Raw genomic sequence first — 16,221 nt, forward strand, 5'->3', positions numbered from 1 at the left:
TTAGTCATTAGTCATTAGTCATTAGTCATTAGTCATTAGTCATTAGTCATTAGTCTAGGACTTACGCAAAAACTCTCTGAAACTCTTATTTCTTTGTGTCCTTTGCGTCCTTTGCGGTTCGTTTTTTCATAATTTTGCGTAAGTCCTGTAGTCATTAGTGAATAACCAATGCCCCATACTCCATGCCCCATGCCCAATATGATAGCTGTAACTCAAATTCCACTCGACAACATCCCCGTAACTCCTGAATTCTACAACTGGCCAGCTTTATTACAACAGTTGCTGAATCGGCGATCGCTAACAGTTTCCCAAGCTGCGGATCTCATGCAGGGTTGGCTCACAGATGCCATTCCCCATGTTTTATCAGGAGCGATTTTAGCCGCAATTCAAGCTAAAGGCGTATCTGCCGAAGAATTAGTTGGCATGGCTAGCGTTTTACAATCTCAAAGGCTAGGGACTGGGCAAGAATTTTCCCAATCCCCAACCCCCCTAATTGACACCTGTGGAACTGGCGGAGATGGTGCTTCAACTTTTAATATTTCTACTGCTGTTGCTTTTGTTGCCGCAGCAGCGGGGGTAAAAGTAGCTAAGCATGGTAATCGTTCTGCATCTAGCAAGGCTGGTTCCGCTGATGTGTTGGAAGCTTTGGGTATAAATTTAAATGCTAGCCCAGACAAAATACAAGCGGCAGTGGGTGAAGTCGGAATCACCTTTTTGTTTGCTCCAGGTTGGCATCCTGCACTTAAAGCAGTTGCCACTTTGCGAAAAACTTTGAAAGTGCGGACTGTTTTTAATTTGCTCGGTCCTTTAGTAAATCCTATGCGACCGACAGGGCAAATTATTGGTGTGAATGACCCGCTTTTATTAGAGGAAATAGCTCAAGCTTTATCTCAATTAGGATGTCAGCAAGCGATCGCCCTTTACGGACGCGAACGTCTAGATGAAGCTGGTTTAGCTGATGTCACTGATTTAGCTGTACTCCAAGATAAAAAAGTACGTTCTCTAACACTCAATCCTCAAGAACTGGGTTTGAGTTTTGCACCAACTACGGCGTTGCGGGGTGGAGATGTCCAAGAAAATGCCGAAATTTTGCAGGCAGTTTTGCAAGGTAAAGGCACTCAAGCACAGCAAGATGTAGTTGCTTTAAATACAGCGCTAGCCCTGCAAGTTGGTGAAGCTATTGATGGGGAAAGGGATATCTTAGCAGCTTGTGGCAAAGGTGTTGCCCTCGCAACAGAAATTCTCCAAAGCGGTGCTGCTTGGACAAAGTTAGAACAACTTGCACAATTTTTACACGAATTGTAGGGGCGCACACCTGTGCGCCTCTACGTGCATTACACCGAAAATTATACACAAGGAAAAACAGATGATTATAGTACTTAAAAGCGCTACGCCCGTTGACGAAATCACTCGCATCAGTCAAGAGCTGAGTGAGATTTGGAAAGTTACAGTAGAAAAAAGCATCGGCACTCATAAAGTTGTGCTGGGGCTAATTGGTGATACTTCTACTATCGATAAATTGCAAATCCAGGAATTTAGCCCTTGGATTGAGCAAGTGTTACGGGTGCAACAACCTTTCAAGCGGGTAAGTCGAGAATTCCGACATGGAGAAGCCAGCGAAGTTGTCGTACCTACACCTAACGGTGATGTCTATTTCGGAGAACATCATCCCATCGTAGTAGTAGCTGGGCCTTGTTCTGTTGAAAATGAAGCGATGATTGTAGAGACAGCAAAGCGAGTCAAAGCAGCAGGCGCAAAGTTTCTGCGTGGTGGAGCCTACAAACCCCGCACTTCACCTTATGCATTTCAAGGTTATGGTGAAAGTGCTTTAGATTTGTTAGCAGCAGCTCGTGAAGCTACGGGTTTGGGTATTGTTACAGAACTGATGGATGCTGCGGATTTACCAGCAGTGGCGAAAGTAGCTGACATCATCCAAATCGGAGCTAGGAATATGCACAATTTCTCGCTGCTCAAAAAAGTAGGCGCTCAAGATAAGCCAGTGCTACTCAAGCGAGGAATGTCTGCCACAATTGACGAGTGGTTGATGGCAGCAGAATATATTTTGGCATCAGGAAATCCAAATGTGATTCTTTGTGAACGGGGAATTAGAACTTTTGATGGGAAATATGCCCGTAATACTTTAGATTTGTCAGTGATTCCGGTGTTGCGATCGCTCACTCATCTACCAATCATGATTGACCCCAGCCACGGTACTGGTAGATCTGAATACGTTCCACCTATGGCAATGGCCGCGATCGCCGCTGGTACAGATGCTTTAATGATTGAAGTTCACCCCAATCCAGCTAAGGCTTTATCTGATGGCCCACAGTCTCTAACCCCTGAAAAGTTTGAGCGCTTGGTTCAAGAAATGTCAGTTCTAGGTAAAGTAGTCGATCGCTGGTCTACATCTGTATTTGATAGCATTGCTGAAAGCCACCTTCTGTTCGCCGCCAGAACTTTAAAAGCTGGTAGACCGTAATCTTAACCGATTTTTGGCGTTGCTGAATTTGAATGTGAATAATTATAAAAACCTATCCAGAAAACCTATCAATTAGTTTTTCTTGGAAGCGTGAAATTATCCGCCCTTCGGGCAAGGCAGAGGGCAGCAGGGAAGAAAGTTTTAAGGTAAGCATGAGTGCCTTGCCCAAACTGGGTTTAAGACCCCCACCAAATCTTCAATTTGGTGGTCTACAATTACTGTTCTTGTTAGAATTCCCCTGTAATTGGCCTTCTGCCTTCTTCAATTCATATTTTTAATTAGCAACGTCTGGGACTATACTATTATTTTGTAAAGATTCTGAACTGAAATCTCGTAGGTATATACCTCTAGAAATAAAATTTATTATTTCTAGAATTTTTATTTATTTCTTTAAACTTACTGGTTTATAAATTATATCTTCCCTAAGAATTATTTTCATCTCTTATGTCTGGAATGGTACAGAAGAACTATAGTTGTTAGATTTAATTTTGAAGGACAAGGTTCATCTGAGTGAAAATAGGAAGGATTATTATGAAGTTCAATATTGATGAGTATGTACAAAATTCCCGAACTGGGCAGGTGGGCAGAGTTATTGGTTACGGACATGAAATGATCAACAATGTGTATACCATAACGCTAAAAGTCTTAATAGCTGAAGCTGCTAATTCTTCCAAAAGATTATTAGTGTTGGAAGATGGAGTTTCAGCTTGGAGTCTGATGTCATAGCTGAAGAATTCTAATTCTTCGGGAGCAATAAAATTGCACCTTCTTGTCTTCTGAAGTTTTTCAGATGGCAACTAAGGAAATTCACCTTTTGACTAAAACTGATTAGCCAAACAAGGATGTTTGAAAAGTGGTTAGCTGTGATTTTAATTACCCCCCTTAATCCCCCCTTGGAAAGGGGGGAGACCGGAAATCTAGTTCCCTCCCCTTGACAAGGGGAGGGTTAGGGAGGGGTAAAAAATATTTGATACATCAATCATGACTTTTCAAACATTCTCTAAGGACGTACTCTTGAAGTCCCTCTGTTGGAAACTTTTTGCTGGGAAAACATTGCTTGCAAAACAAGCGCAGGGTCTACATAATTATTGCTGTATTTTAGCCCCCAGTGGAGATGTGGCCCAGTGGTGCGTCCAGTCATTCCTACCCTACCAATTCTGGCTCCAGTCGGTATTGGCTGACCTTCCCAAATTTGAATTCCACCTGCGCGGTCAATGAAATAACGGCGACCAGATGCAGTTTCCACATTTCCTTCCATGTGGCAATAAGTGTGTTCCCATTCACCTGATTTAATTACTATATGGGAGCCGCAAGCGCCACCATTGGCAACTTTAATTACTGTACCTACCCACCAATTACGAACATAACTACCTTGTGGAGCAGCCATATCTAAACCGCCATGAAATTCCCAATTAGAACCACCAGTAGCTGAGGGACGGTAACCAAAACCAGATGTGTAAGCTTGAAAGTTCTCTACAGGGAAAGAAGCTGCTTGCCAACTATTAGCTCTGGCTACTTTCTTTGGCTGAACTTCTCTGGCTCTAACTATTTCTGGCTGAGGCAATAGAGTAATTAAACTTCCAAAACAAAATCCTAATATCAACAGAGTGGCTCCAGAAAGTACTACTCTTTGTTGCCTCTTAGTCATTTTTTAATTCCTGAATTTCACAAAATTATTTATTGTTTACTAATCTTCGGATTAAATAATTTTAAATCATGATAAAAAATAAAAAATTTTCAATACTAAAAATAGCAGATTAATTATATTTTTTTATTATTGAATTTAGTATTTTAGTTTAAGATTCAGCAAATTTACTTTACCTCAATAATGATACCAGGTTTTTGCTTGCCAAATTTGTATGTCTTATATAAATAAAAAAATTAAAAATTAGATAATAATATAAATTTCTAATACATTAAAAGAGAACGTATAAATTATATCTTTTAGTTAGCTAATGGTTATTACTTATTTATAGTATTGAATAATTATGCTTTTTGTTACTAGTCTAAAATCAATACATAGTAGATCTGAAAAAAGTCTGAAACGATACAATTCTGGACTAAGCTAATTGACGGGGCTAGAGTAGGCTCAGCAGTGAAAGAGTTGCCAAGCAGTTGAAATATTGTTAACGTTTATGCTTAAAATTGCACAAGAGGTTTATTTAGCATCTACTAAAAGCTAAAGTTGACCCTTGCAGGACTCCCCCAAGACATGTTGACTGAAATCTTGCCTTTCCGCTTTGAATTAGACACGATCGCGATCGCTGGAGCGACTTTATGGTCACTGGCGTTATATCTAGGTTTTTCAAAAGCCAGTGAATGGGTAATCGAGCAACTCAACCGCTGGTTTAACTTTGCCGAGCGATCGCTTTATACCAGCCAGTCAGAATTTGAAAAAACTCGTAAAGCTAGAGAATCCCAAAACGCCTTTTACGCTTCACTCTTTAGTATTGTGCCTTTCTTAGTAATTGGCGCTTTCTTTAATTGGGGTGTAGAAATCAGTTTAGGACGTAGCTGGGGAATCAGCTTAGGTATACTTGCTTGTATTAGTTGTGGCATTTTTGAACTGGGACGACGCAGTGGTGGATCTCCGGATTAAGTAGAAGGGATGAAGGTCTGGGGAGTGTGGGCAGATAGGGAGCAGGGAGCAGGGAGCAGAGGGGAAAGAAGTCATTTTTCATTCTCCCCCTTGCCCCCCGCCCCCTGCCAAGAACTGCCTTTTCCCCATGCCCATCTCCCCTTACTTCCCAATTTCCTCGCTAACAATCTGTGCTATCTTCTGGGCTGCTCCGCTTTCGCCACGAACCTGACGTAGCTTATCTCGCATATCGTCCAATTTTTCTGGATGAGCCAAAAAATCTAATACTATTTCCCCAACTTCTTCTGGCTGGAGTTTGCCTACAAGTTCTGGCACAATTTCTTCCTGTGCCCAGATATTCGGCCATGCTAATAAACCTTTGCGTCTGAGAAATACCCAGTTAATCACCTTGGCAAAGGTAGAACCCACCCCTGGCAAATTTGCCAATAAACCCGGTAAACCATCCCAAGAACGCATCGCATCCAATTGTTGGGTAGGTAGCAAAACAATCATCGGCACTCCTAAAGCACCGAGTTCAGCGGTGTTTGCCCCCACCGTAGTCACGCAAATGCGGCACTGGGATAACAAGTCATAGGCAGGGTTGTCTTGCGATAATTCTATAGTTAGGCCTGTCTGCGTTTTGAGTGACGGTTTACTTTTATTGTCCTCTGGAATTATTAAGGAAACACCGCTAAGACCAAAAATTTCCACAAAAGGGTTTTTTTGGGAATCGCCAAAACTAGCTAAAGTTTGTAAATCCAAGGTTGGAGCAACAGGAATCACAAATTTGGTTTGGGGTCTGTTGAGGTGAATATGTTCGGCAATGGCTAACATCAAAGGTATCCCTTGGGTTAATTTTGCCGCTTTTGAACCTGGTAACACACCAATTAGTTCAGTGCTAAGTGCTGAATCCTGAGTAGAGACGTGATTAATCGCGTCTGTACAAGAGTTAGCTGTTAGAAGTTGTCCTTGGGCTTCTAGCATTAAATCTCCCACAACAGTACATTTGTGGGCATATTTTTGGGAAACACGGGCAGCAACTTGAGGTTTCATCACTCCAAAACGGTCAATCCAGTTATGCCATCGGGCTTCCCATTCGGCGTAAACAACTGTACGATATCCTAGTTTTTTGCCAATCACTACAGGGAAAATTTGATCGCCGCCGAGAAAAACAACTACACCGCGACTTCTCCAGTCCCAATTTTCAAATGTTTTGCCCCAGAGCAAAAATTGCCAAAAATGCTCTGCTGGCTGAACTCTGTCTACTTCTGGGTAAGAAAGAGCGATCGCACCTTCTTTGCCAGTAGCATTGGGACAGGGGGATAAAACGACAGAAATCCTCACAACAGAACGGTCATCCCCTAGCTGTTGCCGCAATGCGTTCACTACTGGACGTACCCAAGTGGTTACTTCCCCTGGGCCGTTAGAGAGAATAAGAATATCTACTGGAGTCATGAGTTAATGGTGACTGTTAGGCAAGCATTTCTGCTTCTTTGGGTAGAGACTATAACAGCAAGTCAATATGGTATATTTTATCAGTAAGTATCGCACCTGCTATATTCTAATGGTTTATAGCAATCAAAGGTATCCACGTTCATGGCTGCAATTGAGAAGACAGAGCTTGCAGAGTTGATCCGTGAGACAAGAGCGCGTCTTGAACTCTCACAGGTCAAGTTTGCAGAGAAACTGGGGGTTTCATTCCATAGTGTTAATCGATGGGAGAACGGACGGACAAAGCCTTTACCACTAGCGATGAAACAAATTGAAGCATTACTGTACTCCTTGGGCGATCGCGGTGAAGATTTACTAGCCAGGTATTTTTCGTCTGGGAGGAATTAACATGATGCCCCCTGTTCTGAAGACAGCAGTTTCAGACGATATCCAATTCCAGCAGGAGGAACGATAATGGCACTGCGGTTTCTCCTGCTCGAAGATAATCGATTAGATGCCGATATTGTTGAAATCACGCTGATGGATGGCGGTATCGACTGTGAACTGCTCCAGGTGCAAACTCGTGCTGATTTTGTGGCAGCACTCTTAAAGGATGAGTTTGACCTGATTTTGGCCGACTATGCACTACCAGGTTTTGATGGCGTTACTGCTCTAGAAATTGCTTGCCATCTGCGTCCTGATATGCCATTTATCTTCGTCTCTGGCAGTTTCGGTGAGGAATTGGCCATCGAAACGCTCAAACGTGGAGCCACAGATTATGTCTTGAAGCAACGGCTAGAGCGGCTAGTGCCATCAGTACAACGGGCACTGCGAGAAACCCAAGAACGCTGGGAACGCAAACAGGCAGAACTCATGCTATTCCAGCAGAAGCAACTACTAGAGTTAATTGCTTCTGGACACCCACTGGATGAATGCCTTGCAGCCATGTGTGCCTCAGTGTCTGAGCTTCATCCAGGTACACGCGCCTGCTTTTTGCTGACTGATGCTCAACGGATGACATTTCAAAACTCGATTACTCCAGATTTTCAATCGTCCTTTGGCGAAGGACTCAACAATGCTCCAATTAACGATTTGTGCATAGGAACCTGCGGCGAGGCGGCGTATCGGGGTGAGTCGATTACCTGCGCCGACATTCTTAACGACGATCGCTGGTCGAAGGAATGGCGAGATCTTTGTGTGAGTCATGGCATTTTGGCTTGTCATTCCAAACCAGTGATGGGGGTGGATGGTCTACCCCTGGGATCGCTGATGCTTTGCTTTGACCAAGCACGGATACCGACTGATTGGGAGTATCAACTGGCTGACTTTGGCACCCAAGTTGCCAGCATTGTCTTCGAGCGCGATCGCTCTCATCTTGCGCTGCGGGAATCCGAAGCAAAATATCGCACGTTGTTTGAATCCATCGACGAAGGCTTCTGCATCTGTGAAATGCTGTTTGATGAAAACGGTAAACCAATTGATTATCGGTTTCTCAAAGTCAATCCAGCTTTTGAAACAATGACGGGGTTGAAACAAGCCACCGGTAAAACGGCGCGAGAACTCGTCCCCAATCTCGAAGCTTTCTGGTTTGAGATTTATGGCAAAGTCGTGCTGACAGGCAAACCGATTCGCTTTCAGGATCGCTCGCTCGCCATGAACAACCGTTGGTTTGATGTCAACGCTTTTTGCATCGATGCAGCCCAAAGCAACCAGTTCGCCATCCTATTCGCCGACATCAGCGATGTCTACGACGAGCTTCGCTTACGCAAACAAGTTGAACGAGAACGAGAGCGATTTCTGGCTGTTGGTTCAGATTTGCAAGTAATTACTGGTATTAATGGTTATTTCCAATGGGTCAGCCCGACCTTTAAAGGAATACTCGGCTGGACAGTGGAGGAAATGACATCCCGTCCTTGGACTGATTTTGTCCATCCAGACGACATCAGCGCCTCCGTCTCGGAAACTGCCAGTCTATTCTCCGGCAATGAAACCATGAGGTTTGAGAACCGTTATCGACACAAAGACGGCTCCTACCGTTGGTTGCTTTGGAAGGCACAGCCGTACCCAGAAGAACAGGTGATTTACGGGGCTGCCGTGGACATCACGGATCGCAAACAAGCTGAAGCCGAAATTCAGCTGCTGAATCAGCAACTCAAAGAGCGCGTCAACGAATTACAAACTCTATTTGAGTTACTGCCTATTGGCGTGGCGACCGCAGAAGATCCAGAATGCACAACGATCCGCGTCAATCCTTATCTGTCTCAACTGATTCGAGTTCCGATACAGGCGAATGCCTCTCTGGGCGCTGCTGGCGATCAACGCCCTCTCTATCACTTATGTCGAGACGGTCAAGACATTCCAGTTGCCGACTTACCTATGCAGTATGCAGCAATTCACAATACATCGGTGCAAAATGAAGTGGTAGACGTTGTACATGCCGATGGCACAGTAATTAAACTGCTCTGTTATGCCTCACCGTTATTAGATGAACACAAAAGGGTGAGAGGTGTTGTGGGGGCATTTGTCGATATCACCCAGCGTGTCCTGGATGAAGCTACTCTGCGTGAGAATGAAGAACGGCTTTTAATTGCGCTGCAAACTGGCAAGCTTGGCTCTTGGCAGCTAAATCTTGTAACGGGAGTACTGGATAGCTCCGATCGCTGTAAAGTAAACTTTGGGCTGCCCCCAGAGGCGGAATTATCCTACCAACGGCTATTTGAGTTGATTCATCCGGGCGATCGCCAATACGTTCAACAGAAGATCGAACAGGCGATCGAAGACCGCATTGATTACGATGCTGAATATCGCATCATCTGGTCAGACGGCAGCCTCCACTGGATTATTGCCCGAGGTCGAGCGCTCTACGATGGCAACGGTCAACCGCAGCAGATGATCGGTGTCACCCTCGATATTACCGATCGCAAACTCTCAGAACAGCACATTCAACGCACTCTGCAAACATTACAAACCCTAATTGCAGCTTCGCCGTTACCGATTATTATCATTGAACCCGATTGTATTGTGCAACTCTGGAACCCAGCAGCCGAAAGACTTTTTGGTTGGAGTGAATCAGAAGTCTTAGGCAAACCGATTCCCATTGTACCGCCAGAGAAACAAGAGGAATGTCGCCAGGTGCGAGAGGCAGTGAGCAACGGGGAAATCTTCTCTGGAGTAGAGACGTACCGCTGCAAACGCGACGGCTCAACTGTGATTGTCAGTATCTCGGCTGCCCTACTAGATGACAGTAATGCCATCGTACTTTTGTTTCAAGACATCACCGAGCGTCAACAGGTACAAGAGGCATTGCGTTCGAGTCAGGCACAATTGCAAACACTCTTCGACGAAGCCCCCCTTGGTGTCTTTTTAATTGACGAGGACTTCCGCATCAGGCAAGTAAACCCCACCGCATTGCCGGTCTTTGGAGATATTCCTGATTTGATCGGTCGGGATTTTGACGAAGTAATCCACGTTTTGTGGCCGCAAGAGTATGCGGATGAAGTTGTCGAACGGTATCGCCACACCCTGGAAACCGGGGAGCCGTACTTTGTCCCAGAGGGAATTAAGGAGCGCCGCGATCGCGGCGTGATTGAATATTATGAGTGGCGAATCAACCGCATTCCCCTACCAGAGGGACGTTACGGCGTAGTTTGCTATTTTCGGGACATTTCTGCCCAAGTGTTGGCACGGGTGGCCATCGCTGAGAGTGAATCTCGCTTCCGCCTTATGGTTGAAAGCGCCAAAGATTATGCCATTTTCACCCTCGACCTCAACGGCACAATTGCCACTTGGAATTCCGGTGCTCAAAAGCTTTTGGGCTACACCGAGACAGAAGCTCTCGGCTGCAACGCTCACATCATTTTCACCCCAGAAGATAACGAGCAGGGACAAGCCGAGTGGGAAATGCAAACTGCCTTGACCCAAGAACGGGCAGACAACGAACGTTGGCATCTCCGTAAGGACGGAACCCGATTCTGGGCCAGTGGTTTAATGATGCCGTTGCAAAATGAAGCAGGCAATATACAGGGGTTTGTCAAAATCTTGCAAGACAAAACCGCAAAACGGCAAGCAGATGAACGCTTGCATCTGCTGTATGAGACGACTCGTGATTTACTCGCCGCGGAACACCCCATGCAGTTGATGAACAAATTATTTAGCAAACTTTCAGATCCGCTAGAGTTGCATTGCTACTACAACTACAAGGTTGAGGAAAAAGACAACCGACCGATGCTGCATCTGAGAAACTATGCGGGGATTTCTGATGATGTAGCTCGTTCAATGGAATGGATTGAATTTGGTCAGAATCTATCTGGAATAGTCGCACAACAGCGACGGCAAATTGTCCTGGATCGAGGGCAAATTTCCACCCATCCTAAGGCGCAACTGCTCAACTCAATGGGAATTACCGCTTATGCCTGTCAACCGTTAATCGTTCAAGGACGGTTATTGGGGTCGGTCTCATTTGCCAGTTTAACGCGGACTGACTTTACCTTAGAAGAAATTAACCTGTTGCAATTGACCTGCGACCAAATAGCCATCGCCTTTGACCGGGCAGATCTACTGACTTCAATCCAGCAACAAGCTGAACAATTACAACAAGCCAACCGCGTCAAAGACGAGTTTTTAGCCGTTCTGTCACACGAATTGCGATCGCCCCTCAACCCCATCTTAGGCTGGTCACAGATGCTGAAAACAGGCAAGCTTGACAAAGCTAAGACGGCTCAAGCCTTAACTATCATCGAACGCAATGCCAAGTTGCAGTCCGAACTCATTGAAGACTTGCTTGATGTCTCGCGGATTCTGCAAGGTAAACTTAGCCTGAATGTTTACTGCATCGATCTGGTATCAACAATTCAAGCTGCAATGGAAACGGTACAATTAGCAGCCCAAGCCAAGTCCATTGAAATTCAAGCAAGGCTGGAACCAAATGTAGGTCTGGTATCAGGTGATTCAAACAGACTACAGCAAGTGATTTGGAATCTCCTCTCCAACGCCGTCAAGTTCACCGACATCGGGGGACAAGTTGAAATTCGCCTGGAACGCCTTGACTGTTTTGTCCAGATTATCATCAGCGATACAGGTAAGGGCATCCACCCCGACTTTCTTCCCTATGTCTTTGACTACTTTCGCCAAGAGGATGGCGCTACAACTCGAAAATTTGGAGGACTGGGGTTAGGACTGGCCATCGCCCGTCACTTAGTCGAACTACATGGCGGCGCCGTTTGGGCAGAGAGTCCAGGAGAAGGGCAAGGGGCAACTTTTACCGTGAGACTACCGAGTTTGCCAAATCCATCCCCAAAGAACTCAGATCGTCAACAGTCTCAGCCATCTCTGAATTTGCAGGGCATTAAAGTTTTGGTGATCGATGATGATACCGATACGCGTGAGTTCCTTACCTTTCTGCTGGAGCATTACCAGGCAAATGTAACTGCTGTCGCTTCAGCCGTTGAAGCCATCGATAGTTTAACTGAGTGCAGGTCAGATGTGCTGGTGAGCGATATCGGGATGCCGGAGGTGGACGGATATATGCTGATGCGCCAAGTCAGAGCCTTACCGCCAGAACAGGGAGGCAATATAAAAGCGATCGCTCTGACTGCCTATGCGGGAGAAATTGACTATCAACAGGCGATGTTGGCAGGCTTTCAACAGCATGTACCCAAACCCGTAGAGCCAGAAGTTTTAGTGAAAGCGATCGTAGAACTAATAATCTCCGAAGGGAGTATATTAAATATCTAAATTATCTAGCTTATATTGTTAAATTATTACACTTTTAAATTGCCAATCATCAGGTTTGTTAGCTGTTGACGGTTGAAAGTTAACCGTCAACAGCCAACACGAAAGATGTGCTGCCTGAGATGCTCCTGGCAGCCGATCTTTTGTTTTGATACCAAATCCTCATAACCCCTCTTTGTTCTTCCCCTGCCTCCCTTGCTTTTTAAAAAAAAGAGGCTAGTGAAACAGGATTTGGTATGACTTGTCCTCTCACCCTAGTTTTCAGCGGTATGCACGACTTTGTAGTTAATTTGTTTAGCGCAGGCTCATTTATTCCTCATGGTCACTGCTACCTGTGGAAGCCAGGGTTAGTTTGGCTGCATATAATTTCTGATGCCATCATTGCGCTTGCTTACTATTCGATTCCTTTAACCTTGTTCTACTTCGTTCGCAAGCGGCAAGATTTACCTTTTTCCTGGATATTTTTGTTATTTGCCGCTTTTATTATCTTCTGTGGAACAACGCACATTGCCGAGATCTGGACACTGTGGCATCCTACCTATTGGCTATCCGGCATCCTCAAAGCTGCAACTGCGATCGTTTCATTGTTTACAGCGGTAGAACTAGTACCGCTAGTTCCTCAAGCACTAGCCTTGCCGAGTCCGCTGCAATTAAGGCAAGCAAACAAGGCTTTACACGCACAAATTGAGGAACGCTTGCAAGTTGAAAACCAGCTAAGACGGCTTCAAGAAGAACTTGAGCAGCGTGTACAGGCCAGAACTGCTGAACTCGTGCAAGTTAACCAGCAATTACAACAGGAAATTGATGAGCGACACCAGGCGGAAGCTGCGCTGCTGGTCAGTCGTGAGCGATTAGTTTTGGCACAACAAGTCGGCAAAATAGGCACTTGTGAATGGAAGATCCAAACAGGAGAATTGATTTGGACAGAAGAAATGGAAGCCCTATTTGGGCTGACACCTGGAAGTTTTGAGGGCAGCTATGAGCATTGGTTAAAACGATTACACCCAGACGATCGCTCTAGGGCGGATCTTGCCGCGCAACGAACTATCACACAAGGATCTGATTTCGACACCGAATGGCGCATTATACTTCCTGATGGCAGAATTCGCTGGTTAGCAGCCAAGGCAAAAATTTTTGATGACGGAGGTCAGCCAGATCGTTTGATTGGGGTGAATATGGACATCACTGAATACAAGGAAGTCCAACAAGAACTCCAGCAAACCCTACAAACCTTGAGTACGCTCATTCAAGCTTCGCCACTGCCGATTGTTGTCATTGAACTGGATACGACCGTAAAGTTATGGAATCCAGCAGCAGAGCAATTATTTGGCTGGAGTGCAGCAGAACTTTTAGGTCAACAGTTGCCCATTGTCCCAGAAGAAAAGCTCCAAGAATGCCACCAACTACGAGAGGCAGTCACCAAAGGAGAAGTTTTCTTTGGTGTGGAAACCTATCGTCACAAGCGTGATGGCTCAAATGTAATTCTCAACATTTCAGCGGCTCCCCTTTACGACGAGTGTGGCAGCGTTAATGCTATTTTGCTGATTCTTCAGGACATTACTCAACGCAAGCAAGCACAAGCAGCCCTGCAAGATAGTGAAGAACGTCTGCGTTTAGCTTTGGTAGCGGCAAATCAGGGACTTTATGACCTCAATATGCAAACTGGTGATGCAATTGTTAATCCAGAATATGCCCAAATGTTAGGCTACGAACCACATGAATTTCAGGAAACTAATGCTCAGTGGCGCGATCGCCTCCATCCCGATGATGTAGCAATGGTTTCTCAGATTTATGAAGATTACATTGCGGGGAAACTTGATGATTACTGAGTAGAGTTTAGACAGCGAACTAAAGCTGGAGATTGGAAATGGATTTTCTCAGTAGGAAAGATTGTATCGTGTGATAGTGACGGGCGACCCCTGCGGATGTTAGGAACTCATACCGACATTAGCGATCGCAAAAGGGCAGAAGCCGAACGAGAACAACTGCTGTTACGAGAACAAGCGGCACGCGAGCAAGCAGAAGCAGCAAACCGCATCAAAGATGAGTTTCTAGCAGTATTATCCCATGAATTGCGTACACCCCTCAGCCCCATTCTGGGTTGGGCAAAACTGCTCCGCAACTCCAAGTTAGATGAACAAAAAACAGCTTACGCCTTAGAAGCCATCGAACGCAATGCTCAATTACAAACCCAGTTAATTGGAGATTTGCTGGATGTATCCCGTATTCTGCAAGGCAAACTGAGTCTCGACATTGCCCCAGTTGATTTAGAAACTACGATTTTAGCGGCAATAGACACAGTGCGCTTAGCTGCTCAAACCAAGTCCATCAATTTACAATTTTCGATTATCAATTTTGGATTGGAAAATCCTGATATTAGCTCAAACTCTAGCCAGCAATTTAGCCATCTCAAATCCGAAATCCTAAATCCCAAATTCCAGGTAGCAGGCGATACAGCACGTCTTCAACAAATCATCTGGAATTTGTTATCTAATGCAGTGAAGTTCACTGATGTAGGAGGACGTGTAGAGGTGCGTTTGGAACGTGTTGGTACTCAAGCTCAAATCGTCGTTAGCGATACAGGCAGAGGTATCAGTCCTGGCTTTCTCCCATACATATTTGACTATTTTCGTCAAGCAGATGCAGCCACAACTAGAAAATTTGGCGGATTAGGAATAGGTTTGGCAATTGTTCGCCATCTCACAGAATTACACGGTGGTATGGTGACGGCACATAGTTTAGGCGAAGGGCATGGAGCCACTTTTACGGTGAGGATACCACTAATCAAGACTGCCCTAGTAGACAATGAACTCAATTCGGATTCTTCAGATGTGTCTGCGGCTTTATCGCTGGCGGATATGCAAATTCTCATGGTAGATGATGATGCAGATACCCGCGACTATATCAGCTTCTTGTTAGAGCAAGCTGGCGCAGAGGTAATTTTAGCTGCATCCGCCTATGAAGCACTGCAACTATTGATACAATCAACCCCCGATATCTTAATCAGTGATGTGGGAATGCCTGATATGGATGGTTATATGTTGATCCAGCAGGTAAGAAATCTGCCACCAGAGCGGGGAGGAAATATAAAAGCGATCGCTCTGACTGCCTATGCTGGAGAAATTAATCAAAAACTTGCCATAGCCGCCGGATTTGGCAAGCATGTTGCTAAACCTGTGGAACCAGAGGAGCTAATAACAGCCATTGTAGAATTAGTTAGAAACTAAATGCAAAAGACTTATCCCAAAATAAGTTCGTTCACCATTGACGCTATCGAAAGCAATTGTTTCATAGAAGATTTTTCTAGGTTCCTATCTGAAGTTTTGAAAACTGACCGCAAGATTTTGATACTTGCACAGGAATCAAATAGTTAGAAATAAATTGTTTTCCTAAGCTAAAGGTAATTGATTCAGAAGAAGTATGGCACGGTTTATGGCAACTCTTGACCACTTACCTTTTGCATTAAAACTTATCACTGCCTTGGGCTGCGGACTAGTGGCGGGAGTCTTCTTTGGCTTCTCGACTTTTGTAATGAGCGCTCTTGCTCGACTTCAGCCGAGAGAAGGGATTATTGCCATGCAGTCGATCAATATCACAGCGATCAATCCGTTGTTTATGCTGGCGCTTTTTGGAACGGGTGTGGGTTGCCTGTTTCTGGCGATCGCCTCGCTGTCAAAGTTGTATCAACCTAGTGCAGTCTACTTACTGCTTGGTAGCCTGCTCTACCTCATTGGCACTATTGTGGTGACCATCGCCTTTAATGTGCCACTGAATGATGCCCTGGCGATCGCCAAACCAGATAGCACTGAGGGTGCAAATCTATGGGCTAAATATCTGACCAACTGGACGTTCTGGAACCATGTGCGGACAATAGCAGCGTTTGGAGCAGCAGCATTGCTGACGATGGCGCTCTGCGATCGAACAGTGCAATAAGCTTAGGACTTACGCCAATACTTGTCGGTTAAGGGGAAAAGGGGAAGGGGAAAAGGGAAAGAAAAAACCT

Annotated in this window: 9 protein-coding genes and 2 pseudogenes; 9 read left to right on the forward strand and 2 right to left on the reverse strand. The window is 45.1% G+C overall.

Features of this window, described 5'->3' with window-relative positions; all coding sequences use genetic code 11:
* Window positions 1–198: 198 nt before the first annotated feature.
* The 3 genes from trpD (at window position 199) to ACM0OY_RS35960 (ending at window position 3,205) form a co-directional block, all read left to right on the forward strand.
* Window positions 199–1,305: an anthranilate phosphoribosyltransferase gene (trpD, locus tag ACM0OY_RS35950; protein ID WP_414573518.1), complete on the forward strand. Its 1,107-nt coding sequence runs from the start codon at window positions 199–201 to the stop codon at window positions 1,303–1,305.
* 61 nt (window positions 1,306–1,366) lie between these two features.
* The gene (aroF, locus tag ACM0OY_RS35955) at window positions 1,367–2,479 is read left to right on the forward strand and encodes a 3-deoxy-7-phosphoheptulonate synthase (protein WP_414573510.1); all 1,113 of its coding nucleotides are present in this window, start codon (window positions 1,367–1,369) and stop codon (window positions 2,477–2,479) included.
* Window positions 2,480–3,010: 531 nt separating this feature from the next.
* The gene (locus ACM0OY_RS35960; protein ID WP_414573511.1) at window positions 3,011–3,205 is read left to right on the forward strand and encodes a hypothetical protein; all 195 of its coding nucleotides are present in this window, start codon (window positions 3,011–3,013) and stop codon (window positions 3,203–3,205) included.
* Between the two features lie 274 nt (window positions 3,206–3,479).
* Here ACM0OY_RS35960 and ACM0OY_RS35965 read toward each other — a convergent pair whose 3' ends face one another.
* Window positions 3,480–4,127, reverse strand: a complete 648-nt coding sequence (locus ACM0OY_RS35965) for a M23 family metallopeptidase (RefSeq protein ID WP_414573512.1) — start codon at window positions 4,125–4,127, stop codon at window positions 3,480–3,482.
* Between the two features lie 564 nt (window positions 4,128–4,691).
* On the opposite strand from ACM0OY_RS35965, the gene ACM0OY_RS35970 reads away from it, so the two are divergent.
* Window positions 4,692–5,078 carry a hypothetical protein gene (locus tag ACM0OY_RS35970; protein ID WP_414573513.1) on the forward strand — a complete coding sequence of 129 codons (387 nt, stop codon included), beginning with the start codon at window positions 4,692–4,694 and terminating at the stop codon, window positions 5,076–5,078.
* Window positions 5,079–5,219: 141 nt separating this feature from the next.
* On the opposite strand, the gene ACM0OY_RS35975 is transcribed toward ACM0OY_RS35970, so the two are convergent.
* A complete protein-coding gene (locus tag ACM0OY_RS35975) occupies window positions 5,220–6,512 on the reverse strand; it encodes a lipid-A-disaccharide synthase (protein WP_414573514.1) in 1,293 nt (430 codons plus the stop codon).
* A gap of 141 nt (window positions 6,513–6,653) precedes the next feature.
* Here ACM0OY_RS35975 and ACM0OY_RS35980 point away from each other — a divergent pair, with 141 nt between their 5' ends.
* From ACM0OY_RS35980 to ACM0OY_RS36000, 5 genes and pseudogenes are all read left to right on the forward strand, one after another.
* On the forward strand, window positions 6,654–6,896 hold the full coding sequence (locus ACM0OY_RS35980; protein ID WP_414573515.1) for a helix-turn-helix domain-containing protein: 243 nt from the start codon (window positions 6,654–6,656) through the stop codon (window positions 6,894–6,896).
* A 66-nt stretch (window positions 6,897–6,962) separates the two neighbouring features.
* Window positions 6,963–12,221, forward strand: a complete 5,259-nt coding sequence (locus ACM0OY_RS35985; RefSeq protein WP_414573516.1) for a PAS domain S-box protein — start codon at window positions 6,963–6,965, stop codon at window positions 12,219–12,221.
* A gap of 266 nt (window positions 12,222–12,487) precedes the next feature.
* Window positions 12,488–14,098, forward strand: a pseudogene (locus tag ACM0OY_RS35990) (PAS domain-containing protein); the annotation flags it as partial.
* 198 nt (window positions 14,099–14,296) lie between these two features.
* Window positions 14,297–15,445 (forward strand): annotated as a pseudogene (locus ACM0OY_RS35995) (ATP-binding protein); the annotation flags it as partial.
* Window positions 15,446–15,638: 193 nt separating this feature from the next.
* Entirely contained in the window at window positions 15,639–16,151 is a 513-nt protein-coding gene (locus ACM0OY_RS36000; protein WP_414573517.1) for a DUF1772 domain-containing protein, read from the forward strand.
* Window positions 16,152–16,221: the final 70 nt, after the last annotated feature.

Source organism: Nostoc sp. CCY 9925 (genome assembly GCF_963920935.1).
Taxonomy (GTDB): Bacteria; Cyanobacteriota; Cyanobacteriia; order Cyanobacteriales; family Nostocaceae; genus Nostoc.